This window comes from Pseudomonas sp. LBUM1674 (assembly GCF_059695635.1).
In genome coordinates, this window is the sequence record NZ_CP166779.1 from 3,403,291 (window position 1) to 3,428,235 (window position 24,945).

The window sequence follows — 24,945 nt, forward strand, 5'->3', positions numbered from 1 at the left end:
AAACCGATGAAACGTTTGTTTGAAGTCAAGACAAGGTTGCACACGGTTCCTGTAGGAGCTGCCGCAGGCTGCGATCTTTTGATCTTCCAACAGACGACGCGTTGCCGGGAAGGACGTCAAAAAAATCAAAGCAGCCTGCGATTGCGCCTATGGGTTGTCGCTCACTTGCAGCGCGCCATCCCATCCTCCACCCAGAGCAGCGATCAGCTGAACGCTGGCAATTAACCGATTCTGCAACAAATTCAACACGTTGCGCTCGTTATTTAATGCCGTTGCTTGCACCACCACCACGTCTAGATAAGCGATCACCCCGGCCTTGTACTGATTCTGGATCAGACGCAGCGATTCACGCGCCGCGTCCAGTGCTTCCTGGCGTACGCCCGCTTCGTTTTCCAGGACCTTGAGTTGTACCAGGTAGTTCTCCACTTCGCGGAAGCCGTCGAGCACGGTCTGGCGGTAATTGGCCACGGTTTCGTCGTAGGCGGCTTCACTGCGGTCGACTTCCGCCGAGCGCTGGCCGCCATCGAACAAGGTCATCGCCAGTTGCGGCCCGACCGACCAGAAACGGTTGGGCACGCTGAACCAGTCATTGGAAGTGCTGCTGCTATAGCCGCCGTTCAGGCTTAGCGTCAGGTCAGGATAGTAGGCAGCCTTGGCCACGCCGATGTTGGCATTGGCGGCCATCACCGAGCGTTCGGCGGCGGCGATGTCCGGGCGGCGTTCCAGCAATTGCGACGGCAGGCTCAGGGGTATTTGAGGCAATGGCGGGATGTTTTTTGTTTCGGCCAGACCGAACTCGGCCGGCGGCTGGCCGATCAGCACGGCGATGGCGTTCTCGAATTGAGCGCGCTGCCAGATCAGATCGATCAACTCGGCCTCGGTAGTTTTGAGTTGAGTGGTGGCCTGAGCCACCGCGTCCTTGCCGGACACCCCGGCGCGATACTGGTTTTGAGTCATTGTCAGCGAGCGTCGATAGGCTTCGACTGTCGCTTCAAGCAGGCGTTTCTGCTCATCGATCACCCGCAATTGAAGGTAATTTTGCACGAGTTCCGATTGCTGGCTCAGGCGCATCGCCGCCAGATCGGCAAAACTCGCCTCCGCATTGGCCGTGTCGGCTTCAAGGCCCCGGCGCAGTTTGCCCCAGACATCGGCTTCCCAACTGACCCCGGCCTGGGCGGTATAGGTGTCGCGAATGCCGCTGGAAGAACTGGTCAGGCTCGAGCTGCTGCTACCGGTGCCCTGGCTGGAGCGGTTCTTCCCGACAGTCAGGTCCACGGTGGGGAAAAACGCCCCACGGGCACTGCGTACCAGGGCCTGAGCCTGACGGTATTGGGCCTCGGACTGCGCGACTGTCTGGTTGGCGCTGTTGAGTTGCTCGATCAAGCCATTGAGCTGCCGATCGCCATACAGCTCCCACCAGGCGCCGCGGGCCAGGGAATCGCTCGGATTGGCCTGGCGCCAACCAGCCGCTTCCTTGTACTGCACCGGCGCAGCGGCTGACGGGCGCTGGTAATCCGGGCCGATGGTGCAGGCACTGAGCAGCGCCACGCACAGCGACAGGCTGAGTAAACGCGAACCTCGGGCCGTGACCACGGGTGCAGCCAGGTTGAACAGCGAACGGTCAGTCATAGCGGAGTTTCCAGAGCAGCATCGGTACGCACACCACGCCAGTGATTGAAGCGATGGCGCAGTTTGTCGAGATAGAGGTAAACCACCGGGGTGGTATAGAGGGTCAGCACCTGGCTGAAGATCAATCCGCCGATGATGGTCAGGCCCAGCGGCTGACGCATTTCCGCCCCTTCGGCGCGGCTCAGCAGCAACGGCAACGCGCCGAGGATGGCGGCCAGCGTGGTCATCAGAATCGGCCGCAACCGTTGCAGGCAGGCACTGCGGATCGATTCCAGCGGTTCCAGGCCCTGATGCCGTTCGAGCTGCAAGGCCAGGTCGATCATCAGAATGGCGTTTTTCTTCACCACGCCAATCAGCAAAAACAGGCCGAGCAACGAGATCAGGCTGAACTCACCGCCCAGCGCGTAGATGGACAGCAGTGCGCCCACCCCGGCCGACGGCAAGGTCGAGAGAATGGTCAGCGGATGGATGTAGCTTTCATACAGCACGCCCAGCACCAGGTACACCGCCACCAGCGCCCCGAGAATCATCCACGGCTGGCTCTTCTGGGTGGCGGCAAACGCATCGGCGGTGCCGGACATTTTCGCGATCACGCCTTCGGGCAAGCCGACCTTGGCAATCGCCCGCTCGATGGCGGCCGTGCCCTGCTCCACCGTCACGCCTTCGGCCATGTCGAAGGAAATGCTCTCTGAGGCGAACTGGCCTTCGTGGCTGACCCGATCGTCTTCCAGGCTGTTTTCATAATGAGCGATGGTCGACAACGGAATCCGCGCACCGTCGGCGGTGATCACCTGGACCTGATTGAGGGTGATCGGATCCTGGGCGTATTTCGGGTTGACCTCCATCACGACCTGATACTGGTTGAGGCTGTCGTAAATCGTCGAAATCTGCCGCTGGCTGTAAGCGTTGTTGAGCACCGAGGTGACCATGTCCATGTCGACGCCCAGGCGTTTGGCCTGATCGCGATCGACAATCAGCGTGACTTGCTGGGCGCCACGGCCTTCACGGGCGTCAATCGCCGTCAGCTCCGGCAACGCCTTGAGCGCGGCCACGACTTTGGGGTACCACTCGCGCAACGCGCCCAGATCGCCGCTTTGCAGGATGTATGAATACTGCGACGTGGTCTGTTCACGACCACCGCCGAACTGCAGGTCCTGGTCGGCCATCAGCATCAGTTGCGCGCCGGCGACCTTGGGCATTTCCTTGCGCAGGCGTTCAATGACTTTCTGCGCGGACAGGTTGCGTTCCTTGATCGGTTTCAGGCGCACCAGCATGAAGGCGTTGTTGGTGCCGTTGGTGCCGCCGATGAAGCCGGCGACGCTTTCCACCGCTGGATCCTTGAGCACTGCACGCCGGAAGATTTCCATTTTCGGCTGCATCACGCTGAACGACAGCCCATCGTCACCGCGCACGAAACCGATCAGCTGGCCGGTATCTTGCTGAGGCATAAATGTTTTTGGAACAACGACATACAGTGCAATGTTAACGCCAACTGTCACGAATAGACTGAGTAAAGTAAGAAGACGGTGACGCAACACCCAGTCCAGGCTGGTGGCATATTTGCCGACCATCCACGCATTGGCCCGCTGGCTCCAGCGCTGCAGACGGTTTTCCTGGCCCGGTGTGTGCGGCTTGAGCCAGCGGGCGCAGAGCATCGGCGTCAGCGTCAACGAGACCACCAGCGACACCACGATGGACGCCGCCAGGGTGATGGAAAACTCGCGGAACAGGCTTTCGACAATTCCGCCCATGAACAGGATCGACAGAAACACCGCCACCAGCGAGACGTTCATCGACAGCAAGGTGAAACCGACTTCCTGGGCGCCAAGATACGCCGCCTTCATCGGCGGCACACCTTCGTCGATGTGCCGGGATATGTTCTCCAGTACCACGATGGCGTCGTCCACCACCAGCCCGGTGGCCAGGATCAGCGCCATCAGCGACAGGTTATTCAGGGAGAATCCGTAGAGGTACATCACCGCGAACGTACCGACCAGCGACACCGGTACGGCCAGGGTCGGGATCAACGAAGCGCGGAAGTTACCCAGAAACAGGAACACCACCAGGATCACCAGGGCCACGGCGATCAGCAGGGTCATCTCCGCTTCGTGCAGGGTCGCCTTGATCACCGGCGAACGGTCCATTGCCAGGTTGAGCTTGACGCTGGCCGGCAGCACCGCCTGCAACGCCGGCAACTGGGCCTTGATCTCGTTGACCGTCTCGATGATGTTGGCGCCAGCCTGGCGGTTGATCACCAGCAATACCGCCGCGTCGTCGTTGAAGAAACCGCTGTTGTAGCGGTCCTCGACGCCGTCGCTGACTTTGGCCACGTCCTTCAGGCGCAGGGCAGCGCCATCCGCGTAGTGGATGATCAGCGACTCGTAATCCTTGGCTTTTTCCAGTTGATCGTTGGCCTGCACCTGCCACAAGCGCTGACCGTCTTCTACCGAACCCTTGGGCCGGCGCACGTTGGCATTGGCGATGGTGTTGCGCACGTCGTCCAGGGCCACGCCGTACTGGTTCAGCGCCTGGGGCTCGAGTTCGATACGCACCGCCGGCAAGGAGCTGCCGCCGATCTGCACTTCGCCGACGCCCTGTACCTGGGACAGGCTCTGGGACAGGATGGTCGAGGCCAAGTCGTAGAGCTGGCCTTTCTCCAGCACGTCCGAGGTCAACGACAACACCATGATCGGCGCCTGGGACGGGTTGACCTTCTTATAGGTCGGCATGCTGCGCATCCCGCTCGGCAGCAGGTTGCGCGAGGCGTTGATCGCCGCCTGCACTTCCCGCGCCGCGCCGTTGATATCGCGGTCCAGGTCAAATTGCAGGATCACCCGGGTCGAGCCCTGGCTGGAACGGCTGCTCATGGTGTTCACACCCGCAATCGCACCAAAGGAGCGCTCCAGCGGCGTGGCCACGGTCGAGGCCATCACCTCCGGGCTCGCGCCGGGCAGGCTGGCCTGGACCACGATTACCGGGAAGTCCATTTGCGGCAGCGGCGACACGGGCAACAGGCCGAAGCTCACGCCGCCCAGCAGCATGATCGCCAGGCTCAGCAACATGGTCGCGACCGGGCGCTTGATGAAAGGTCCGGAGAGGTTCATGGCTGCTCAACCACTTCCACGGACTCGGACTTGCGCCCCCAGCGACGACCAAGTCGGTCGAAATACAGGTAAATCACCGGGGTGGTGAATAGCGTCAAGACCTGACTCACCAGCAAACCGCCGACCATCACCAGACCCAACGGCTGGCGCAACTCCGCGCCGGAACCGGTGGCCAGCATCAACGGCACCGCGCCGAACAAGGCGGCCAGGGTGGTCATCAGGATCGGCCGAAAGCGCAACAGCGCCGCCTGATAGATGGCCGTCTCCGGGTCCAGGCCCTGATTGCGTTCGGCGTCGAGGGCGAAGTCGATCATCATGATCGCGTTCTTTTTCACGATACCGATCAGCAGGATGATGCCGATGATTGCGATCATCCCCAGGTCGTTGCCGCTCAACAGCAGCGCCAGCAAGGCGCCGACCGCCGCCGAGGGCAAGGTCGAGAGGATGGTGATCGGGTGGATATAGCTCTCGTACAGCACGCCGAGCACGATGTACATGGTAACCACTGCCGCCAGGATCAGCAGCAAGGTGCTCGACAGCGAGGCCTGGAATGCCTCGGCCGCGCCCTGGAACTGGGTCTGCACGCCGATCGGCATGCCGATGTCCTGCTGCACCTGTTCGATGATCTCCACCGCATGCCCCAGCGCCACGCCGGGGGCCAGGTTGAACGACATCATCACCGCCGGGAACTGGCCGATGTGGGTGATCGCCAGTTGCGCCTGACGCTCTTCGGTGTGCGCCAGGCTTGACAGGCGCACTTGCCCGCCATCGGTGGTCTTGACGTGAATCTGGTTCAGCGCGTCCGGGCCGATCTTCTCACCGGCCTGTGATTGCAGGACCACGCGGTACTGGCTGGCCTGGGTGTAAATGGTGGAAATCTGCCGCTGGCCAAAGGCGTCGTACAGTGCGTCGGTGATGTTCGACACGGATACCCCGACCCGCGACGCCGCGTCACGATCGATCACCAGGTAGACCTGCAAGCCTTTGTCCTGCAAGTCGCTGGCGACGTCGGTCAGCTCCGGCCGTTGGGACAACGCATCCACCAGGCGGCCACTCCACAGGCTGAGCAACTCCGAGTCTGGCGATGACATGCTGAATTGGTACTGGGTGCGGCTGACCCGGTCTTCGATGGTCAAATCCTGCACCGGCTGCATGAACAGGCGAATGCCGGTCAGCTTGTCCAGCTCAGGTTGCAAACGGCCAATCACTTCGGTCGCGCTCAGGTCACGGTTGCCGTGGGACTTGAGGTTGATCAGCAGCCGGCCGCTGTTGAGCGTCGAGTTATCGCCGTCGACACCGATGTAGGACGACAGGCTCTCCACCGCCGGATCGGCGAGAATCACCTTGGCCAGTGCCTGTTGCCGCTCGCTCATGGCAGCAAAGGAAATCGACTGCGGCGCCTCCGAAATACCCTGGATCACCCCGGTGTCCTGCACCGGGAAGAAACCCTTGGGCACCACCATGTACAGGAACACAGTCAGCGCCAGGGTGCCGATGGCCACCAGCAACGTCAGTGGTTGATGCTTGAGAACCCACTTTAACTTGCGCCCGTAAGCCGCGATCATCCAATCAATTGTCGCGCCACTGGCCCGGTAGAAACGGCCCTGTTCTTCCTCCTTGGGTTCACGCTTGAGCAGCCGCGCGCACATCATCGGCGTCAGGGTCAGGGACACCACCAGCGAAATGAGGATGGCCACGGCCAGGGTGATCGCAAATTCGCGGAACAGGCGCCCCACCACGTCTGCCATGAACAACAGCGGAATGAGCACCGCGATCAGCGACAGGGTCAGGGACACCAGGGTGAAACCGATCTGCTTGGCGCCCTTGAGCGCCGCATTCAGCGGGCTGTCGCCCTCCTCGATGTAGCGGGAAATGTTCTCCAGCATCACGATCGCATCGTCCACCACGAAACCGGTGGCAATGGTCAGGGCCATCAGGGTCAGGTTGTTGACCGAGAAACCGGCGAGGTACATCACGCCGAAGGTACCGATCAGCGACAGCGGCACGGCCACCGACGGAATGATCGTGGCGCTGGCGCGGCGCAGGAACAGAAAGGTCACCATCACCACCAGGGCGATGGCGATCAGCAATTCGTGCTGCACGTCGGTGACGGAGGCGCGGATGGTCTGGGTGCGGTCGGTGAGCACTACCACGTCGAGACCGGCCGGCAAGTTGTCGGTAATGCTTGGCAGCAAGGCCTTGATCCGGTCGACCACTTCGATGACGTTGGCACCGGGCTGGCGCTGGATGTTCAGCAACACGGCCTGGTTTTCGTTGGCCCACGCCGCCAGGCGTTCGTTCTCGGCGCCGTCGACGATCTCTGCCACATCCTTGAGCCGCAACGGCGCGCCATTGGCGTAAGCCAGGATCAGGTTGGCGTAATCCTTGGGCGAGGTCAGCTGGTCGTTGGCATCGAGCATCGAGACCCGGGTCGGGCCGTCGAAGTTGCCCTTGGGCTGGTTGACGTTGGAGGCGCCGATCAGGGTCCGCACGTCGGACAGGTTCAGGCCGTTGGCCGCCAGGGCCTCGGGGTTGACCTTGATCCGCACCGCCTGACGCTGGCCACCGGCAATGCTGACCATGCCGACGCCGCTGATCTGGGCGATTTTCTGCGCCATGCGGGTATCGACCAGATCATTGAGCTTGGGCAGCAGCATGGTCTTGGAGGTAATGGCCAGGGTCAGCACCGGGGTGTCCGCCGGGTTGACCTTGTTGTACACCGGCGGCGCCGGCAGATCCGTGGGCAGCAGATTGGTCGCGGCGTTGATCGCCGCCTGCACTTGCTGCTCGGCGACGTCCATGTTGATGTCGAGGCTGAAACGCAGGGTCAGCACCGATGCGCCGCCGGAACTGGTCGAGGCCATCTGGGTCAGGCCGGGCATCTGCCCGAACTGACGCTCCAGTGGCGCGGTCACGGCGCTGGTCATGACATCCGGGCTGGCGCCGGGGTAAAGCGTCATGACCCGGATGGTCGGGTAATCGACCTGAGGCAAGGCCGACACCGGCAGCAGCCGATAGGCGATCACACCGGCCAGAATAATGGCCAGCATGCTCAGGGTCGTGGCGACCGGGCGAAGGATGAACAGCCGCGAGATGTTCATGCGCCGCCCTTTTTCGCCTTGTCGGTGCCGGTCGCGTCAGGCGCGGTGGCGGCCGACTTGCCTTGCAGATGTTCGGTGGGGGTGGTCGGTACATCCTTGCTGTCGTTGACCACTTCCACTTCGCTGCCTTCCTTCAGGCGGTCGGTGCCTTCCAGCACCACCCGATCACCGGCGGCCAGGCCCTCGGTGATGACGGTGTTGTCACCGTCACTGGCGCCGACTTTCAGCTGACGGATCGTGACCTTCTTGTCGCCGTCCATCGCGTAAACGAAGGTGCCGTTGGTGCCGAACTGAATGGCCGCCGAGGGCACGAGCACTACATCCTTGAGCGTGTCGGCCAGCAGGTGGACGTTGACGAATTGATTGGGGAATAGCGCCTGATCCCGGTTCTCGTAGCGGGCCTTGAATTTCAAGGTGCCGGTGGTGACGTCGATCTGGTTGTCCAGGCTCTGCAACACACCGGTGGCTTGCAGTTTGGTGTCGCCACGGTCCCAGGCTTCGGCAGGTAGTTTGGCGCCGGTGCGATAGCGAGCCAGCACAACGTCGAGGCTGTTTTCCGGCAAGGTGAAGGCCACGCTGATCGGTTGGGTCTGGGTGATGATGGCCAGCGCCGTGGTGTCATTGGCGGCGACGAGATTGCCCACGTCCAGCTGACGCAGGCCCACGCGGCCGGTGATCGGTGCGCGGATCCTGGTGAATTCGAGATTGAGCTTGGCGTCGTTGACCGCCGCCTGGTTGGTCTTGACCGTGCCCTGATACTGACCCACCAGCGCTTCGGCGGTGTCCAGTGTCTGCTTGGCGATACTGTCCTCGCGGTACAGGCCGCGGTAGCGTTCGACATCGACTTGGGCGTTCTTCAACTGCGCCTGATTCTGCAGCAAGGTGCCTTCGGCCTGCAGCAAGGCGTTCTGGTAGGGACGCGGGTCGATCTCGGCCAGCAGATCGCCGGCCTTGACCATCTGCCCTTCTTCGAACGCAATCTTGATCAGTTCGCCACCGACCCGGCTGCGCACATTGATGGTGTTCTGCGCCGTCACGGTGCCCAACGCCTTGTAGTACAGCGGGAAGTCGCCCTTCACCGCCGACGCCACCCGCACCGGTACCGGGCCGGCCGCGCCACCGAAGCCCGGTCGCATTCCCCCGGATCGACCGGTGTGCCCGGCCACGGCTTTTTGCCCTGCGCCTTCTTTTGGCGCAGCCCCGTCGGGCCAGAATTTCCAGCACAGGACGGCGATGACCAACAGCACGAGCAGGCCGAACAGCCAGCGACGGGGACTACGGGAAGCAGAGGATTGCATTGAATGATCAACCATTGGGCGCGTGGGCTTTTTCTACGGGAGGCTGAACGATAAGCACTGGAGGGTTTTTAGCAAAGCGCCTTTACCGGCAATTTACCTTCGGCTTACGTAACAGGAGGTTTGTCTAAGACACTGAACCACAAATGAAAACGGCCTGGACAGAGGGGGCGTTCTCACTGAATTTCCCCGCCGCGCCGGGTCTGCTGTTGTGCAGGGCAAGGCGCGAGAAGCGTGGTTTGGTCATTCCAAATAAGCTTCGAGCAACGCAGCCCTGCACAACAGCAGGCCCGGCCCTTCGGGTTGTGCCTTAAAGCGGGCCAGGCTGCGTTGCAGGCCTTGGAAAGGGAACAACCATTCCCAGCGGCCTGCGCCTTGCCTGGCCCGCTTTAAGGCGACAACGCGGCGGGGAAATTCAGTGAGAACGCCCCCTAGGCCGTTAACAATTGTAAACGTTTGCTTATTTCAAAACGGCAAGTGCCGCGTCGTAGTTCGGTTCCTGAGCGATTTCCTTGACCAGTTCGCTGTGCAGGACGTTGTCGTTTTCGTCCAGCACCACGACGGCACGGGCAGTCAGGCCTTTGAGCGGACCATCGGCAATCGCCACACCGTAGTTCTCGATGAACTCGGCACCGCGCAGGGTCGACAGGTTCTGCACGTTGTCCAGGCCTTCAGCACCGCAGAAACGGGCCTGGGCGAACGGCAGGTCAGCCGAGATGCACAGCACCACGGTGTTGGCCAGTTCGCTGGCCTGGGCGTTGAACTTGCGAACCGAAGTCGCGCAGGTCGGGGTGTCGACGCTCGGGAAGATGTTCAGCACTTTGCGCTTGCCGGCGAAGCTCGCCAGGGTCACGTCGGACAGATTGCCGGCCACCAGGGAAAAGGCTGGCGCCTTGGAGCCGGCTTGTGGCAGTTGGCCGTTGACTTGAACCGGGTTGCCTTTAAGAGTGACTTGAGCCATGAACGGAGTCCTTCTGATGGTTGATGTGGAGATTTTTGACGAGGCCGAAGTTAACCACGAAATGGTCTGACGACCTATGCTCAGATACAAATTGTCATTTAGTACCCTGCAAAACTGGATACAAAAACGCGCGCTTCAGCTGCTCCCACCGCAAATCCCTGTGCTGCCACGTGAACGCATTACCCTGTAGGAGCTGTCGAGCTGCCGCAGGCTGCGATCTTTTGATCTTGATCTTTTCGAGATCGCTGACAAGCAAGATCAAAAGATCGCAGCCTGCGGCAGCTCCTACAGGGGCCCGGGGCGTCAGGAAAACTTGCAGTGATCTTTAGTTCGCACCGTTGTCGATTCAGGACAGGGTCATTCGACTAACAGTGAGTCACTCAAATCCAGCGGAGACAAGACCATGCGATTCATGATTTTTGTGAAAGCCAGTCCGGATTCCGAAGCCGGTATCCTGCCCAGCGAAGAACTGATGACCGCGATGGGCAATTTCAACGAGGAACTGGCCAAGGCCGGCATCCTCATCGATTGCGACGGCCTGCAGCCCAGCAGCAAAGGCGCCCGTGTGCGTTTTTCGGGTGACCAGCGCACGGTGATCGACGGCCCGTTCACTGAAACCAAAGAGCTGATCGCCGGCTATTGGTTGTGGCAAGTGAAATCGAAGCAGGAAGCGATCGACTGGGTCAAGCGCTGCCCCAACCCGATGCCAGGCACCGACGCCGAGATCGAAATTCGCCAGGTATACGAGGCCGAGGATTTCGGGGACGAATTCACATCGAAACTGCGGGAGCAGGAAGAACGCCTGCGTGAGCAGATGAAGAAGAGCTGAGTATTGCAGCAATGCCGGAAATTCAGCAGATGCTCATGCCGGGTACTCTCGATTCACCTGATCACCTGATCACCTCTGAACCAATGTGGCGAGGGGGCTTGCCCCCGTTGGGTGGCGAAGTCGCCACATTTTCTATTGATGCGGACCATCAGAAAAAACCGCGCCGGCCGATTTTGCGACTGCTGCGCAGCCGAACGGAGCAAGCCCCAAGGGTTTAAAACCCCCCTTCAACTGGATAACCCCTGTTTAACTGCTAACGTCAAAGACATGTCCTACAGGCCTGACAGGAAAGAGATTACGCAGTAACGGCCGCCAAGTTCCGAGTAGTCCGCTGAGCCACCAGGGAATCGGGGGAATCATGTCGAAACATCCAGGAGCGAGCGCGCTGTTGTTGGCGGCTTCACTGGCGTCAGCCTTTTGTGCACACGCCGACACCGCCGACACCGCCAATAAAAGCAACAACCCGCTGAACCTCGCGCAGGGTATGAACCTGCAAGACTATTACACCCCAAAATACTACGATTCCAATATCCATACCAACGACCTGCAGGTGCGCGGAACGTTGCCGATTGCGCCCAACGATTTCATTGGGGTCCCGCAATTGCTGCGCGCCAGCGCGCCGATCAGCACACGCCCCGATCCCAGTGGCGGCTACAGCACGGGTGAAGGTGATCTGAACCTGGTCGATATTTTCCTGCTCAAGACCGATGGTCTGCAGCTGGGGATCGGCCCGCAGATTACCGCACCCATCGCCGACCAGGACGAACTCGGCACCGGTAAATGGCAAGCTGGCCTCGCCGCCATCGCGATTGATTCATCGCCCCGAGGTTTGCTCGGTGCGCAGGTGCAATACCAGCGCTCGTTTGCCGGCGACAGCGATCGCGACCATGTTGAATCGGCCACCCTGCAACCATTCATCATTCACAACCTGGACAAAGGCTGGTACCTGCGTTCCACCGCTACCTGGACGTTTGACCTGAAGCACGACACCCATTTCATCCCTGTCGGGTTCGGCGCCGGCAAGGTGTGGAAGTCCGCCAGCAATATTCTTAACGTGTTCGTCGAACCGCAGTGGACCGTGGAGCGCAAAGGCGTTGGCCTGCCTCAATTCACGCTGTTCGCCGGGCTCAATGTCACCTTCGGCCAATGAGGACTTTGATATGAACGTTGCAATTCGCGCAGCGGGCTTCAGCCTGATGACCATGTTCGTCAGTTGTGGCGTCGGTGCCCGGGACCTGGATACGCCGATCGGAAAAGAGTTTTATCGGGCGAGTCTGCACGTCTGTGACGGTGACCGGAATGCCTGGGTCAGGGATATCCGCGAGGTGATGCGTGGGGATGGGGGGAATCCGTATTTTCGGTGGTTTGTCGGGGAGTGATGTGGCGCCTGCAAGACCGCTTTCGCGAGCAGGCTCGCTCCCACATTTGATCTTTGGCGTACACACAATGTGTGTCCGAAACAGATCAAGTGTGGGAGCTAGCCTGCTCGCGAAGAGGCCCTCAGCCTCAATAAATCATTTGGACTTGAGCTTCAAATACGACTGATGCATATCCGAAGCCCAACCATCGATCACGCCTTTCACATCATCGGCCTTCATCACCTGAGACTCGTTTTCCAGTGGTTTGCCGGTGCCTTTGCGCACCACCTGGGCCAGGACCTTGTTGTTGCCGCCGTCAAGGAACACCGCTTCCGTGGCCAGGTCGGTTTCCTGATCACGAATGCCGCTGGCCGTACTCACCGCTGCGGCCACCAGGGCAATCGGGATCACTTCATAAGGCTTCAGGCCTTGGGTCTTGCTGCTCACGGCCGTGATCGCTGCACGCACTACGAGCACACCAGGGCCTGGCCCCGCCGACAGAGGCAGCGATTTACTCACTTCACGCTTGAGCGCCTGATCGTAGTAGCTGGTGATACCGTTCAGAGTGCCCTGAGGGATCTTCGCGGTCGGTTGGGGCTTGGGATAGAGTTGGGTCGGTTCAATGTAAACGCTGGTGTACTGGTTAATGTCGAGCTTGGGATCGACCCAGCGCATCACCGTAGCACCCGAAGGTGACTGGGCTTCCTTGAGCTGACTGTAATCCTTGAGAAACCCCGAATACTGGTCCGGCTCAACGACTTTACTGGAGCAGCCCACCATTGCGATCGAGGCAACGCACAGAGTGCTCATCATTAACGCAAGCTTCATGCTGTAACTCCTGTAAGCAGGTCGACAACGGGACGAACAAGGGTGTTACAGGTATAGCCAATACAGCGCTGTTTGCTTTGGAAATCACAATATTCATCTATCAACGCGATCGAACCACAGCCGTCATTTGACAGACGCCGGCCATCCGGCAAAGCTGCATCCAGTTGGAACGCAAGCCTGACGGCAAACGCCCCTGGACTATGGACGTCGCAATGCCGAAACATAAAAATAAAGCGCCTGCACCGAACCCGGACTCAACACCGACCCTGATCGCCCGTTATCTGTTTCCCGTCACCATCGGCGTATTGCTATTGGCCGTTGCGGGCATCGGCTGGTTTTTGTTCAGCAGCAAACCGGTCCCCGTGACTTATGCCCCGGCCAGCACCCCCATCGCAGCGCCGGTCAAGCCACAACCGGTGGCCGTGGTGCCGGCGCTGATGGTCGATGAACTACAGTGCCAGGGCTGCCACAGTGAACAGGTCAAGGCCTGGCAAGGCTCCCATCATCAACTGGCGATGCAGCAAGCCAATGCCGGGACCCTGCTGGGTGACTTCAATAACGTCACTTTCAAGGCAGAAAAAGAAACCACCCGCTTCTCGCGTAACAACGACGAATTCTGGGTCAATACCCCCGGTATCGATGGCAAGAATGCCGACTTCAAGGTGGCTTACACCTTCGGCATCGCGCCGTTGCAGCAATACCTGATCGAGGTCGGCGAAGGTCGTCTGCAAGCCCTCGGCGTCGCCTGGGATACCGAGAAACAGCGCTGGTTTCACCTGTATCCGGGCCAGGGCGTTAATTTCAAGAATCCGCTGCACTGGAGCAAACCGAGCCAGAACGCCAATTTCATGTGTGTCGAGTGCCACACCACCGGTTTCAAGCGCAATTTCAACGCAGCAAAAAACACCTTCGACAGTCACTGGAACAGCCTCGGTGTCGGCTGTCAGGCCTGTCACGGTCCAGCCTCCGATCACCTGGAATGGACCGCTAAAAAAGGCGACCTGATCCACGCCGGGTTTGCCGTCGATCTCAAGGACAAGGACGCCACCGTCGAGATCGAAACCTGTGCCCGCTGCCACGCACGCCGCGCCCCCTTGGGCGATGGCTTCACCGTCGGCAAGCGTTTAATGGACGATTACCTGCCGAGCACGCTGACCCGCGAATTGTATGCCCTGGATGGCAAGATCAAGGACGAAGTGTTTGAACACGGCTCCTTCGCCCAGAGCAAAATGTTCGACAAGGGCGTGCGCTGCAGCAATTGCCACAACCCCCATAGCACCGAACTCAAGGCACCGGGCAACGGCGTATGCCTGCAATGCCACAACAGCGCCGGCAAGACCGCATTCGAAGGGGTCGACGGCAAGGGTTTGCAAGCGAAGAACTACGATTCCATCGAACACACCCGCCACGCCCTGGGTCAACCAGGTTCGCAGTGCGTGGATTGCCACATGCCCGGCAAGTTCTACATGGGCAATGACTGGCGGCATGACCACAGTTTCAGCATTCCCAATCCCCTGCGGGCGAAAAAGCTTGGCACCCCCGACGCTTGCCTGACCTGTCACCAAGGCAAGGCCGGCGACAGGGTCGCCGAACAGTTCAAACTCTGGAACAGTGACAACAGTGCCCAGGCTCCACGTTACGACGAAAGCCTGTGGCTGATCCGCAACGGTCAGCCCGGTGCGGCAGACGCCTTGTACGGACAACTGCAACGCAGCAACCTGCTGGCGATTCAGCGGGCGACCTTGCTGGCTGAACTGGCGCTTTATCCCAGTGAACAAGCCTTGAAGCTGGCCACCAGAGACTTGAGCAACCCGGCCCCGCAAGTGCGGGAAAGTGCGGTACGGGCGATCAGCGCGTTCCTGCCGCCAGCGGAGCGTGCATCCCTGTTGGCGCCCTTGCTGAGCGATCCGGTGAAGGCTGTGCGCCTCGTCGCGGCCCGGGATTTGCTCAGCGTGGCCCGCACGGGTTTGGGCAGCGCCCAGGCCAACTGGAATGCGGCCATCGCCGAGTACGAAGACGTGCAAAAAAGCCTGGCCGAACGCGCCGAAGCCAACCTCAACCTGGCCATGCTCTATCAGGCCAGCGGTCGCGGCGGCGAAGTAGAAGCGCTGCTGCGCACAGCCCTCAAGCGCGATCCGGACTTCTACCCGGCGCTGGTGACCCTGGTGCAATGGCTGGAAGCCGGCGGGCGCAATCAGGAAGCCCAGGCGCTGCTGGAACAGAGCCTGCAAGAGCATCCGGACGCCGCCCTGCTGCAACATGCCCGGGGCTTGGCGCTGATTCGTGGCGGCCAGACGGACCAGGCCATGCCGGCCCTGCGTAAAGCCGCTCGACTGGAGCCACAGAACGCCCAATACGGCTATGTCCTCGCGGTGGCGTTGCACGACAGCGGCAAGGTCGATGACGCCTGCCAGGAGCTGGAAAGATTGTTGAAAGAGCAGCCGGCGAATCGCAATGCGCGGCTGTCGCTGATCCAGTACTACCTGGAGAACGGGCAGGAGCCCAAGGCTCAGGTGTTATTGCAAGGCTGGAAGAAGATGAACATGGGGGATCCGGCGTTGAAGTGATTTTCGGTACAAAGGAAAATCAAAAGATCGCAGCCTGCGGCAGCTCCTACATTGACCGCGTACACCCATAATGACGCGGATGTACGCAACCCTTGTAGGAGCTGACGCAGGCTGCGATCTTTTGATCTTGATGCGCTTACCGCCGTCGAAACAACGGCCGCGGCTCAATCACCGAACGGCCATACAACACACTCATCCCGGCCAACCCCTTGAGCGCATCCTCGGCGGACTTGTCCTCACGAACGGCAAAGCTGTCAAAACCACACTGACGCATATGGCTGAGCTGATCGCGGAGTTGAACCACGGCTTGAGGCTTTCCACTTCATCGTCCGGGCCCAACCACACGCCATGCTGCTGCGGTTCCTCGAACCAACGGGCCAACGGCAGAATCACCGGGCCCGTCGGCAAGTCCCCATCGAGCGCCCTCACCAGCGTCCACGGATCGTCAGCCTCAATCCGCGCCACGCCCTCCTGCAGTCGCAGCAGATTGTTCATGCCGATATCTCCAGCAGCTTCGGATAAACCGCTTCCTTGAACGGCTCCAGGCCGATGCGCTGCAAGGTGTCGACAAACAGCTCTTCACTCTCGCGGTAGCGCACGAAGGTGGCGACAATCCGCTCGATCACGTCCGGCACTTCGGCGGAGCTGAAGGACGGGCCGATGACTTTGCCCAGCGCGCTGTGCTTGCCCTGGGCGCCACCGAGGGTGATCTGGTACCACTCGCTGCCGTTCTTATCGACCCCGAGAATGCCGATATTGCCGATGTGGTGGTGGCCGCAGGCGTTCATGCAGCCGGAGATGTTGAGGCTGATGTCACCCAGGTCATGCAGATAGTCCAGGTCTTCGAAACGTCCCTGAATCGCTTGGGCGATGGGGATCGACTTGGCATTGGCCAGTGCGCAGAAATCACCGCCGGGGCATGCGATGATGTCGGTCAGCAAACCGATATTGGCGCTGCCAAGGCCCTGTTCGCAGGCCCGGCGCCAGAGGGCGAACAACTCGGTTTTCGGCACATCAGGCAAGACGATGTTCTGCTCATGGGCAATGCGGATTTCGCCAAAACCGAACTGCTCGGACCACGCCGCCACCGCGTCCATCTGTTCGCCGGTGACATCACCCGGCGGTGAAGCGCTGCCCGGTTTGGTCGATAGCACCACGCTGGCGTAGCCCGGCACCTTGTGCGGCTGGACATTGCGCGCTACCCAACGGGCAAACACCGGGTTCTCGGCCAGGCGCGTGCCGAATTCCAGGTTGGTGTCGGACAGCGAGCGGTAATCCGGGGCCACGAAGGCGCTGGCTACACGCTCGTATTCAACGTCGGTCAATTGCGCCGGGCCGTCCCTGAGGTACTGCCACTCCTCCTCCACTTCCCTGGCAAAGGCTTCGATGCCCAGGGCCTTGACCAGATTCTTGATCCGCGCCTTGTACTTGTTGTCGCGCCGGCCGTGGCGGTTATAGACCCGCAGCACCGCTTCGACATACGACAGCAAGTGCTGCCACGGCAAGCCTTCGCGAATCTGCAAACCGAGGATCGGCGTACGCCCCAACCCGCCGCCGACGATCACCCGCAGCAGCATTTGACCGTCGTGGGGATGGCGATGGGGGTGTGGATCGCCTCGCAACTGGTGTGGCCCGAGATGAACCTCGACCTGCCATGGACCACCTTCGGCCGCTTGCGCCCGCTGCACACCAGTCTGGTGATTTTCGGCTTTGCCGGTAGCGCGCAATTCGCCGCGAGTTACTACGCCGTGCAACGCACCTGCCAGGTACGACTGTATTCGGACAAACTTGCCGCCTTCACCTTCTGGGGCTGGCAATCGGTGATCGTGGTGATGCTGGTCACCCTGCCGCTGGGCTACACCACGACCAAGGAATACGCCGAGATCGAATTCTCCGGCGCGGTGTGGATGACGGTGGTCTGGGTGGCTTACGCCATCGTGTTCTTCACCACCGTGGTACAGCGCAAAACCAGCCACATCTACGTCGGCAACTGGTTTTTTGGTGCATTCATCGTGGTAATTGCGATGCTGCACGTGGTCAATCACCTGGCGATTCCGGCGGATTGGTTCAAGTCTTACCCGGTGTATTCCGGGGCCACCGACGCCATGGTGCAGTGGTGGTACGGCCACAACGCGGTGGGTTTCTCTGGCTGGCGACTATCGGCACCGTGCTGTACATCGCCTCGATGTGGGTCAACGGCATTACCCAGGGGTTGATGTGGCGCGCGATCAATGACGACGGCACGCTGACCTACTCCTTCGTCGAAGCTCTGCAGGCCAGTCATCCAGGGTTTGTGGTGCGCTTTGCCGGAGGGGTGTTTTTCCTCAGTGGGATGTTGCTGATGGCGTACAACACCTGGCGCACGGTGCGGGTGTCGGACATGGCGATGGCCGAGCGTGAAGCGCAGGTAGCCTGAGGTTTCAGATGATCGAGGTTTGGCTGAATACAGTGGGGGTGGTGGTGTTTTGGCTGGCGGTTGAATACTGCCTGAAGCATCAGACGGTGGAGAGCCTGGAGGATGCGAGCCTGATTCCGTTTGCCGATGATCCGGAGGTGGCACGGCGGGTGGAGTTGGCGACGGGGAAGACTGTAAAAGCAGTTGCGCCTGAAGCGGGGAAACCTGGGTGGGGAAACATGGATATCTGATGCACCACTAATCCATTGTGGGAGCGGGCTTGCCCGCGATAGCGGAATATCAGTCAACGAATGTGTTGAATGTCAAGCCGCCATCGCGGGCAAGCCCGCTCCCACAGGATTATGGGTCAGCCTTAGAGATTCACCCGCGCTCGCGCGGGATCAGGCTCTGCAACTGCTGCGCCAGGAAGTTCGCATCGAAGGCAAAGGTGTCCGGATCTTTCAGGCCATTGGTCTTGCGCCATTGCCAGCTGTTCGACGGCGGCAGGCACACCAGCGAAATGCTGCCATACCGCGCGGCGGTCAAGCCCATCACCGCCAGGGAAATCTGGCCACCGGCCCCCATCACATCCGGCACGAACTCCACCGGTTTGCCGGCAATCACGATGCTCAGCTTTTCAGTCTTGAAGGTCGAGGTCTCGAGCGGAACGCTCGGCCCCGATGCAACATAGGCCTCGCGGCTCACTTCCAGCAGGTTCGGCGCCTTGACCGGTTCCAGCCACTGCTGAATCTGATCGAACAGCTCACTAATGCGCGTCGCCCACACGGCCGATTGCGACTCAAACAGTTGTTTCTTGTGCGCTTCGCTTTCTGCGTAGTGGCGAAGCATCTCACCCAGTTGCTGTACGTCGTCCATTGCGGTGTTCCTTTGGTTGAAGCAGTGCTGCGGACTTTGAGCATGGCAGATGCGCGCTGGCGGCGTACGACTAAAAGCGTGAGCGGTACTGGCTGGGGGGGGTGGCGAGCCCCTGCCCGACACCACCGAACTGCATGCGCAGGCGGCGGTGGCGTTCTCAGCCGGTCTTGGGCGGGCGACGCAGGCGCGCCATGCTCAACGTATCCACCCATACGCCGTCACGCACGGCGTAGTCGCGAAACAGGCCTTCGGTTTCGAAGCCAAACTTGCGATACAAGCCGATGGCCGCTTCGTTGTCGGTGTAGACCGAAAGCTCGACCCGGTGCAGGTTCATCCAGTTGTCGGCGATATCCAGCGTCGCCGCCAGCAGTTTCGAGCCGACGCCTTTGCCCTGCCAGGCTACCGCGACGGCCATGCCGAAATTGCCGGCATGGCTGCGACGGATCCGCGAAAACTGCTCCAGGCCGATGTTGCCGATGACCGTTCCCTGATGCAGCGCCACCAGTTGCAAATGGCGTTCGTTGCCCGGATCCAGGCGTTGGCGCCAGACCTCGGTGGACTGAAACGGCATTTGCAGCACCTGACGGGTGATGGCCGGGTCGTTGTAGAGCGCGGTGATGCCGTCGATGTGGGATTCGTTGAAGCGTTCGAGAGAAATGACAGAGTCACTGGCGCTCATGGGTGATTCATCCTTGATACAGACATGGCCGTCTACTCTATAACGCATTCTTCCGGAATGGCGAGAACCTTGTGGGAGCGGGCTTGCTCGCGAAGGCGGCGTAACAGCCGACATCAATATTGAATGTAGTGGCCTCTTCGCGAGCAAGCCCGCTCCCACAATTTCAAGCGCGTTCAGCTCTCGAACCACTCCCGCCGCTCTTCGAAGGTGTTGTGGATCAACTCGACGATCATCTGCACCCCCGCCTCATCCCGGGAATCGGCATTGACCGCCATCCACACCTGGCGCTGCATCGGTTGGCTGAACACCCCCGGCAACGCTACCAAGCCGCGGTCGAACCGGCTCATATAGTGCGGCAGCAGACCAATGCACGCGCTGCATCGGATCATTTCCAGCATCAGTTCATGGGACTGCAACTGCACCACCCCCGCCAGACGCTGATCCACCACGTCGTTCCATGGTCGGAAACTCTCGACCTGACGATCGTGCTGCCATTGCACCAGCATGAAGTCGGCCAGATCATCGACGCTTTCCGGGCGAGCCGCGACCCGCGAATAGCGCTTGGCAATGTGCGGCAGGTAATCGAGCCGCGCCAGTCTCCGGGGTTCGCTGGTGGCAAAACTCGGGCCAGGCAGTGGCGAGTCGGTGCCGGCCAGCCAGACCACCACGTCGGCACTGATGGCTTGCAGGGACAGTTCGCTGTCCAGGGAGATGATGTCCAGGCGCACCCTGGCGTTGCGTCGCAACAGCGAGACCAGGTCACGGCCGAGAATGTCGTGCAGGATGGTTTCGCTGACGGCCAGGCGAATCAACGGCTGTTCGATCACCGGCAAGTCGCGTTCATGGGCCAACGCGATCAACTGCGCCCGCAGCTGCAAACCCTCACGGCTGAGGGCAAGTCCATTGTCGCTTTGGCTTAACAGCGAACACTGCAGTTGCGTTTCAAGCTGCGCCAATTGTTGGCGCAGCCGGGTCGCCTTGATGTTGAGGCTACGGGCCGCCTGCATGAAACAGCCGCAACGGGCGATGACCCGGAACGCCTGCACGAGCTCTGGATCGAGGCCCGCCGCCAGCGTGCGCCAGGACGCGGTATTCGCTACAGGCGCGCGATACCGGGCGACTCCTTGACGGCCTGAGGTTTCCATATAGGGCATCGTTGACTCCTGTCGATCCGCTTGTCAGAAGCCTCTCATCCTGGGCATCTTTCATGAATCTGGTGTGACAATTGCCTCATTCGCTGGGGGTTTGGCGAAAGCTCACCGCCAGGCGGTTCCAGCTGTTGATGGTGGTCACAGCGATGGTCAGGTCGACCATTTCGCTTTCGCTGAACTGCTCCCGGGCCTGGGCGTAGACGTCGTCGGGCACATGGCTTTCAGAGAGCAAGGTCACCGCTTCGGTCCACGCCAGCGCCGCGCGCTCCCGAGCGTTGAAAAAACCGCTGTCGCGCCAGACCACGATCGAGTACAACCGGCGATCGGTCTCGCCCAGGCGTCGGGCATCCACCGAGTGCATGTCGGTGCAGAAGGCGCAGCCATTGAGCTGCGAGGCGCGGATCTTGATCAGGTGCAGCAAGGCCGGCTCGATGCTGAGGTTGCTGGTCAAGGCCTCCATGGCAATCATGGCTTTCATCGCCTTGGGCGAAGCGCTGTAGTAATCCAGGCGGGCGTTCATGGCGTGTCTCGAGTATCGATAGGTACATTTCAAGTTAGGCGTTGATGCGCAGACGTTACAGAGCCAATTCAACGAAATACCCGTGGACCACCCAGGCAGCAGACCAATCGTAGGTTTTTCGCCCACGCAACTACTGCGTATCCGCTCACACGGGTAATCTGGCGCGACGCACACGCGCCTCAATCGCCCCAGGAGCCTCGCCGGTATGGAACTTCATGTTGTCATCAACGGCCGCAAGGACCTGGCAGGCCAGTTGTACCGGCAGCTGCGCAGCGCCATCGAATCCGGCCGCCTGGCAGCCGGGACGCAGCTTCCACCCAGTCGATTGCTGGCGGAACAGTTGGGCATTTCGCGCAAGACCATTTCCGACACCTACGCCCAGTTGACCTACGAAAACTTCCTCACCGGGGTGATCGGCAAAGGCACCTACGTCAATGCCCGGGCGGCGAAAATCACTCGTAAACAGAGCCATTCGGAACTGGCCGGTTTTGATGTCATCGAGACCTGGCGCAACCTGCCGGTGTTTCTGCGCCATCCGCCCCTGGAAGGCTCGTTGCGCTACGACTTCATCGGTGGCGCCACCAGCAAGGGTCAGTTTCCCCAGGACGACTGGCGGCGCTGCACCTCGCACGCCTTGCGCCAGATCGCCGGTTCCAAGGGCTTCTACAGCCTGCCCGAAGGCCTGCCGGCGTTGCGCAATGCGATTGCACGGCACATCGCGTTTTCGCGCGGGGTCAATTGCCAGGACGAAGATGTGGTGGTGTGCAATGGTGCCCAACAGGCGCTGGACCTGATTTCCCGGGTGTTGACCCGCCCCGGCAGCCTGGTGGCCATGGAAGACCCCGGGTACCCGCCGGCGCGCTTGCTGTTCGGCACCCACGGCGCCACCGTGGTTGGGGTGCCAGTGGATGCCGAAGGCATACAGGTCGACAAAATTCCCGATGGCACCCGGCTGATCTACGTCACCCCGTCCCACCAGTTCCCCCTGGGCATGCCCATGAGCCAGGAGCGTCGCGTGGCGCTGCTGGAACGGGCCTACGCCCTGGGCGCGATCATCATCGAAGACGATTACGACAGCGAATTTCGCTACGAAGGCCGTCCCGCCGACTCCTTGCAAAGCATGGATGAGCGCGGGATCGTCGCTTATGTCGGCACCTTTTCCAAAACCCTGTTGCCGGAGTTGCGATTGGGTTATGCGATTCTGCCGCCGGCCATTCTTGAAGCGGTGATTCGCGCCAAGCAACTCACCGATCTGCACACCTCCACCCTGCCCCAATGGGCACTGGCCAAGTTCATCGCCGAAGGCTGCCTGCTCAAGCACATTCGGCGCTGTCATACGATCTACGCCGGGCGCCGTGAACGAATCCTCGCGCGCATGGCCGGCGACCTTGCGCCGTGGCTTGAGGCCGTGCCGACCACGGCCGGGTTCCACATGGTGGTTATGTGCAAAGTGCCGATCGATATTCCATTAGTGATCGAACTGGCGAAAAAGGTCGAAGTCGGCCTTTACGCCATCGACAGCTTTTTCTACCAGCAAGCGCCACGGGCCGGGTTTTTCCTGGGTTTTGGCGCCATCGAAACCCTGGACATCGACATCGCCCTGGACCGTTTTCGGGACATTTTGCAGCAGGTCGCCTGACGGATTGGTCTGGGTTTTTATCCGGCGATTGGCTATTGGTGGTCCGAGGGGCCAGGCCTATCCTGAATGGGCGTGATCTCTCAGTGAGCAGGATTCGTCCGGCCTGATTCAGGAGTGTGAGCAATGTCCAACGAAGTGATCAATACCGTGAAGGTGCAGACTGCGGCAGGCCGCTCGGAAGAACTCGGCAGGCAACTGCAAAAGATCGTCGAAACCCTGCGCGAACTACCGGGTTGCGACTCCTATATGGTCGACCGCTGCCCCGAGGACGACACCCGCTGGACAGTCAGCGCCCGCTGGCAATCGGAAGCCGCCATGCAGATGCATTTCAACAACCCTGAAGTACAAGGCTTTATCGGCCTGATCGACAGCCGACTGGCCAACGCTGTCGACTTCAACAGTTTCCCTATCGTTTAGCCAGTTAGATCGCAGTCTCCGACCACTCCTCCAGGGCAATGGGTACCCCCGGCAGGAGCTGCCGAAGGCTGCGATCTTTTGATTTTGATGTTGCAAATTGGCCCCCTTACCTTCCCGAAAATTGGCTGTTTGATGGCCCCGGCCGACGCATTACTGTGGTCCCTGACGACTAACCACCGCAGGTGATAACCATGAAAGCTTTGCGTTTCTGTGCTGCCTCTCTCGCCGCCCTGGCGCTGACCGTATCAGCCTCGGCATTCGCCCATGAATCCACAGACCCGTCGGAAAAAGTGACGGTATTGCAGGACCAGATGCTGAAAAATGTGCCTGGCAAAAAGGCGTTGATGATCGAAGTCGACTACAAACCCGGCCAGGCGTCCATCGCCCACAAGCACGAGGGCACAGCCATGGCCTACGTTCTTTCGGGAACGATCACTTCTCAAGTGAAGGGTGAAAAAGCGGTTACCTACAAGGCCGGCGAGTACTGGTACGAGGCTGCGGGATCGGAACATCTGGTTTCGAAAAACGCAAGCCCTACCGAGCCTGCCAAGTTATTAGTGTTCATGGTGTTGTCGCCGGACGAAAAAGTACTGATCCCATTGAAAAACTGATAGCTGTTACGGCAACTATAAATAAACACGCGCGAATGGCGATTTCGCGCCTGTTTATTTCCTGTAGCAATTAACCCCACACGTTTAAACCAAACAAGACTATTGGCCACCTTAAAGTTCGGTTATTGGCTATTTCATTCAGCAAGGACAGGTTTAGTCTGGAATCACCGCCGCCCCGCTCCGGCCATTCACACTTCCAACTCACGTTGTTTCACTGGAGAAACACCATGAAACTTGCGTTTGTCAGTACCTTGACGATGACGGTCCTGTTAACGGGCTGTTCGATTCCCACTGCACCCAAGGCCGTTTCTTCCCTGGATGGTATCTTTAGCGAGCCGGTCGGCCGTAGCAGTGCCACGAGCGTTGCCAGCGGCAGCAACGTTTCATTGGGCATCGTCTACAGCCGTAACACCCAGTCCAATCGCGCCTACCTCCAGCACTATCAGGCCAACGCCGGCACCGGTTTCGGCCAGAGCCTGCTGGTGCAGTCGATTCACGATGCCTATGTAGCCACCTCAAAGCCGGACCTGACCGTGGACTGGGTCAAGGCCTCCTTGCAACGCCAGTTCGGTACGGTGACGGTGTATCCGGACATGCAAAGCCTCAGGGCGGCGAAACCGGATGTCGTCGCCGTTGTCGATACCCGCAGTCAGTTGATGACATCGCGCAGCTCCGACATTGAGGCGGATGTCCGTGCAATGTTCTATGACTCGAACTTCAATTACATCGGCACTGCACAAGGGTATGACGCTAAAGCGCTGAGTCCGTTATGGGCGGACTATAAACGCAGTGAAGAGATTGTTGCGGATATTAACGAACAACAGAATGTGCAAGTTCGGGCGCTGCAGAAGTTTGACCAGTCGCTCAGTAATTTATTGACCAGACCGACAGATAAAGTGTCGATGATCGATAATAAAACAAGCGGGAAGTTGTAGTGAAACAAATGGCCCCTTCGCCGGCAAGCCGGCTCCTGCACAGGTTTGCG

At 60.1% G+C, this 24,945-nt stretch carries 20 protein-coding genes and 3 pseudogenes; 11 read left to right on the forward strand and 12 right to left on the reverse strand.

The window, feature by feature from the left end:
- Positions 1-147: 147 nt before the first annotated feature.
- The 5 genes from ACA067_RS15700 to tpx all read right to left on the reverse strand — a co-directional run bounded on the left by ACA067_RS15700 (position 148) and on the right by tpx (position 10,090).
- Positions 148-1,629 carry an efflux transporter outer membrane subunit gene (locus tag ACA067_RS15700; protein ID WP_497462603.1) on the reverse strand — a complete coding sequence of 494 codons (1,482 nt, stop codon included), beginning with the start codon at positions 1,627-1,629 and terminating at the stop codon, positions 148-150.
- Positions 1,626-4,733, reverse strand: coding sequence for an efflux RND transporter permease subunit (locus tag ACA067_RS15705; RefSeq protein ID WP_497462604.1), 3,108 nt, complete (start codon positions 4,731-4,733; stop codon positions 1,626-1,628). The genes ACA067_RS15700 and ACA067_RS15705 overlap by 4 nt, the downstream gene beginning before the upstream one ends.
- Positions 4,730-7,834: an MdtB/MuxB family multidrug efflux RND transporter permease subunit gene (locus ACA067_RS15710; RefSeq protein ID WP_497462605.1), complete on the reverse strand. Its 3,105-nt coding sequence runs from the start codon at positions 7,832-7,834 to the stop codon at positions 4,730-4,732. Before ACA067_RS15710 ends, ACA067_RS15705 begins: the two co-directional genes overlap by 4 nt.
- Positions 7,831-9,147: an MdtA/MuxA family multidrug efflux RND transporter periplasmic adaptor subunit gene (locus tag ACA067_RS15715; RefSeq protein WP_497462606.1), complete on the reverse strand. Its 1,317-nt coding sequence runs from the start codon at positions 9,145-9,147 to the stop codon at positions 7,831-7,833. The genes ACA067_RS15710 and ACA067_RS15715 overlap by 4 nt, the downstream gene beginning before the upstream one ends.
- A 442-nt stretch (positions 9,148-9,589) precedes the next feature.
- The gene (gene tpx, locus ACA067_RS15720) at positions 9,590-10,090 is read right to left on the reverse strand and encodes a thiol peroxidase (RefSeq protein ID WP_497462607.1); all 501 of its coding nucleotides are present in this window, start codon (positions 10,088-10,090) and stop codon (positions 9,590-9,592) included.
- 403 nt (positions 10,091-10,493) lie between these two features.
- Between tpx and ACA067_RS15725 the strand changes: the two genes are divergently transcribed.
- The 3 genes from ACA067_RS15725 (at position 10,494) to ACA067_RS15735 (ending at position 12,298) form a co-directional block, all read left to right on the forward strand.
- A complete protein-coding gene (locus tag ACA067_RS15725; protein WP_497462608.1) occupies positions 10,494-10,919 on the forward strand; it encodes a YciI family protein in 426 nt (141 codons plus the stop codon).
- 358 nt (positions 10,920-11,277) lie between these two features.
- Positions 11,278-12,069: a hypothetical protein gene (locus tag ACA067_RS15730; protein WP_497462609.1), complete on the forward strand. Its 792-nt coding sequence runs from the start codon at positions 11,278-11,280 to the stop codon at positions 12,067-12,069.
- A 10-nt stretch (positions 12,070-12,079) separates the two neighbouring features.
- Positions 12,080-12,298: a hypothetical protein gene (locus ACA067_RS15735; RefSeq protein ID WP_497462897.1), complete on the forward strand. Its 219-nt coding sequence runs from the start codon at positions 12,080-12,082 to the stop codon at positions 12,296-12,298.
- A 135-nt stretch (positions 12,299-12,433) separates the two neighbouring features.
- Here ACA067_RS15735 and ACA067_RS15740 read toward each other — a convergent pair whose 3' ends face one another.
- The gene (locus tag ACA067_RS15740; protein ID WP_497462610.1) at positions 12,434-13,105 is read right to left on the reverse strand and encodes a DUF3313 domain-containing protein; all 672 of its coding nucleotides are present in this window, start codon (positions 13,103-13,105) and stop codon (positions 12,434-12,436) included.
- Between the two features lie 212 nt (positions 13,106-13,317).
- On the opposite strand from ACA067_RS15740, the gene ACA067_RS15745 reads away from it, so the two are divergent.
- Positions 13,318-15,672 carry a tetratricopeptide repeat protein gene (locus ACA067_RS15745; protein WP_497462611.1) on the forward strand — a complete coding sequence of 785 codons (2,355 nt, stop codon included), beginning with the start codon at positions 13,318-13,320 and terminating at the stop codon, positions 15,670-15,672.
- Between the two features lie 136 nt (positions 15,673-15,808).
- Here the strand turns inward: ACA067_RS15745 and ACA067_RS15750 are convergent.
- Positions 15,809-16,167: pseudogene (locus tag ACA067_RS15750) on the reverse strand (DUF934 domain-containing protein).
- Positions 16,164-17,255 (reverse strand): annotated as a pseudogene (gene nirA, locus ACA067_RS15755) (nitrite reductase NirA); the annotation flags it as partial. The pseudogenes nirA and ACA067_RS15750, both read right to left, overlap by 4 nt.
- On the opposite strand from nirA, the pseudogene ACA067_RS15760 reads away from it, so the two are divergent.
- From ACA067_RS15760 to ACA067_RS15770, 3 genes and pseudogenes are all read left to right on the forward strand, one after another.
- Positions 17,256-17,816, forward strand: a pseudogene (locus ACA067_RS15760) (cbb3-type cytochrome c oxidase subunit I); the annotation flags it as partial.
- Positions 17,817-17,839: 23 nt separating this feature from the next.
- Positions 17,840-18,088 carry a hypothetical protein gene (locus ACA067_RS15765; protein WP_497462612.1) on the forward strand — a complete coding sequence of 83 codons (249 nt, stop codon included), beginning with the start codon at positions 17,840-17,842 and terminating at the stop codon, positions 18,086-18,088.
- 8 nt (positions 18,089-18,096) lie between these two features.
- On the forward strand, positions 18,097-18,318 hold the full coding sequence (locus ACA067_RS15770) for a cbb3-type cytochrome c oxidase subunit 3 (RefSeq protein WP_497462613.1): 222 nt from the start codon (positions 18,097-18,099) through the stop codon (positions 18,316-18,318).
- A gap of 130 nt (positions 18,319-18,448) precedes the next feature.
- On the opposite strand, the gene ACA067_RS15775 is transcribed toward ACA067_RS15770, so the two are convergent.
- The 4 genes from ACA067_RS15775 to ACA067_RS15790 form a co-directional block, all read right to left on the reverse strand.
- Positions 18,449-18,943: a hypothetical protein gene (locus tag ACA067_RS15775; protein ID WP_497462614.1), complete on the reverse strand. Its 495-nt coding sequence runs from the start codon at positions 18,941-18,943 to the stop codon at positions 18,449-18,451.
- Positions 18,944-19,100: 157 nt separating this feature from the next.
- Positions 19,101-19,622 (reverse strand): GNAT family N-acetyltransferase, encoded by a 522-nt coding sequence (locus tag ACA067_RS15780; RefSeq protein WP_497462615.1) that lies wholly within the window; start codon positions 19,620-19,622, stop codon positions 19,101-19,103.
- Between the two features lie 173 nt (positions 19,623-19,795).
- Positions 19,796-20,776 carry a LysR family transcriptional regulator gene (locus ACA067_RS15785; protein ID WP_497462616.1) on the reverse strand — a complete coding sequence of 327 codons (981 nt, stop codon included), beginning with the start codon at positions 20,774-20,776 and terminating at the stop codon, positions 19,796-19,798.
- A gap of 76 nt (positions 20,777-20,852) precedes the next feature.
- The gene (locus ACA067_RS15790) at positions 20,853-21,293 is read right to left on the reverse strand and encodes a carboxymuconolactone decarboxylase family protein (protein WP_497462617.1); all 441 of its coding nucleotides are present in this window, start codon (positions 21,291-21,293) and stop codon (positions 20,853-20,855) included.
- 205 nt (positions 21,294-21,498) lie between these two features.
- Here ACA067_RS15790 and pdxR point away from each other — a divergent pair, with 205 nt between their 5' ends.
- The 4 genes from pdxR to ACA067_RS15810 all read left to right on the forward strand — a co-directional run bounded on the left by pdxR (position 21,499) and on the right by ACA067_RS15810 (position 24,895).
- Positions 21,499-22,932, forward strand: coding sequence for a MocR-like pyridoxine biosynthesis transcription factor PdxR (gene pdxR / locus ACA067_RS15795; protein WP_497462618.1), 1,434 nt, complete (start codon positions 21,499-21,501; stop codon positions 22,930-22,932).
- A gap of 123 nt (positions 22,933-23,055) precedes the next feature.
- Positions 23,056-23,349 carry an antibiotic biosynthesis monooxygenase family protein gene (locus ACA067_RS15800; protein WP_497462619.1) on the forward strand — a complete coding sequence of 98 codons (294 nt, stop codon included), beginning with the start codon at positions 23,056-23,058 and terminating at the stop codon, positions 23,347-23,349.
- 191 nt (positions 23,350-23,540) lie between these two features.
- The gene (locus ACA067_RS15805; RefSeq protein ID WP_497462620.1) at positions 23,541-23,960 is read left to right on the forward strand and encodes a cupin domain-containing protein; all 420 of its coding nucleotides are present in this window, start codon (positions 23,541-23,543) and stop codon (positions 23,958-23,960) included.
- A 227-nt stretch (positions 23,961-24,187) separates the two neighbouring features.
- Positions 24,188-24,895: an ATPase gene (locus tag ACA067_RS15810; RefSeq protein WP_497462621.1), complete on the forward strand. Its 708-nt coding sequence runs from the start codon at positions 24,188-24,190 to the stop codon at positions 24,893-24,895.
- Positions 24,896-24,945 lie beyond the last annotated feature (50 nt).

What these genes read in the sequence shown, in the direction of transcription:
- ACA067_RS15780 (WP_497462615.1), bottom strand. Translation starts at nt 19,622, where the DNA reads ATGAGCGCCAGTGACTCTGTCATTTCTCTCGAACGCTTCAACGAATCC.
- pdxR (WP_497462618.1), top strand. Translation starts at nt 21,499, where the DNA reads ATGGAACTTCATGTTGTCATCAACGGCCGCAAGGACCTGGCAGGCCAG.
- ACA067_RS15745 (WP_497462611.1), top strand. Translation starts at nt 13,318, where the DNA reads ATGCCGAAACATAAAAATAAAGCGCCTGCACCGAACCCGGACTCAACA.
- ACA067_RS15700 (WP_497462603.1), bottom strand. Translation starts at nt 1,629, where the DNA reads ATGACTGACCGTTCGCTGTTCAACCTGGCTGCACCCGTGGTCACGGCC.
- ACA067_RS15710 (WP_497462605.1), bottom strand. Translation starts at nt 7,834, where the DNA reads ATGAACATCTCGCGGCTGTTCATCCTTCGCCCGGTCGCCACGACCCTG.
- ACA067_RS15730 (WP_497462609.1), top strand. Translation starts at nt 11,278, where the DNA reads ATGTCGAAACATCCAGGAGCGAGCGCGCTGTTGTTGGCGGCTTCACTG.
- ACA067_RS15705 (WP_497462604.1), bottom strand. Translation starts at nt 4,733, where the DNA reads ATGAACCTCTCCGGACCTTTCATCAAGCGCCCGGTCGCGACCATGTTG.
- ACA067_RS15805 (WP_497462620.1), top strand. Translation starts at nt 23,541, where the DNA reads ATGAAAGCTTTGCGTTTCTGTGCTGCCTCTCTCGCCGCCCTGGCGCTG.
- ACA067_RS15715 (WP_497462606.1), bottom strand. Translation starts at nt 9,147, where the DNA reads ATGGTTGATCATTCAATGCAATCCTCTGCTTCCCGTAGTCCCCGTCGC.
- tpx (WP_497462607.1), bottom strand. Translation starts at nt 10,090, where the DNA reads ATGGCTCAAGTCACTCTTAAAGGCAACCCGGTTCAAGTCAACGGCCAA.
- ACA067_RS15810 (WP_497462621.1), top strand. Translation starts at nt 24,188, where the DNA reads ATGAAACTTGCGTTTGTCAGTACCTTGACGATGACGGTCCTGTTAACG.
- ACA067_RS15775 (WP_497462614.1), bottom strand. Translation starts at nt 18,943, where the DNA reads ATGGACGACGTACAGCAACTGGGTGAGATGCTTCGCCACTACGCAGAA.
- ACA067_RS15725 (WP_497462608.1), top strand. Translation starts at nt 10,494, where the DNA reads ATGCGATTCATGATTTTTGTGAAAGCCAGTCCGGATTCCGAAGCCGGT.
- ACA067_RS15790 (WP_497462617.1), bottom strand. Translation starts at nt 21,293, where the DNA reads ATGAACGCCCGCCTGGATTACTACAGCGCTTCGCCCAAGGCGATGAAA.
- ACA067_RS15785 (WP_497462616.1), bottom strand. Translation starts at nt 20,776, where the DNA reads ATGCCCTATATGGAAACCTCAGGCCGTCAAGGAGTCGCCCGGTATCGC.
- ACA067_RS15735 (WP_497462897.1), top strand. Translation starts at nt 12,080, where the DNA reads ATGAACGTTGCAATTCGCGCAGCGGGCTTCAGCCTGATGACCATGTTC.
- ACA067_RS15800 (WP_497462619.1), top strand. Translation starts at nt 23,056, where the DNA reads ATGTCCAACGAAGTGATCAATACCGTGAAGGTGCAGACTGCGGCAGGC.
- ACA067_RS15770 (WP_497462613.1), top strand. Translation starts at nt 18,097, where the DNA reads ATGATCGAGGTTTGGCTGAATACAGTGGGGGTGGTGGTGTTTTGGCTG.
- ACA067_RS15740 (WP_497462610.1), bottom strand. Translation starts at nt 13,105, where the DNA reads ATGAAGCTTGCGTTAATGATGAGCACTCTGTGCGTTGCCTCGATCGCA.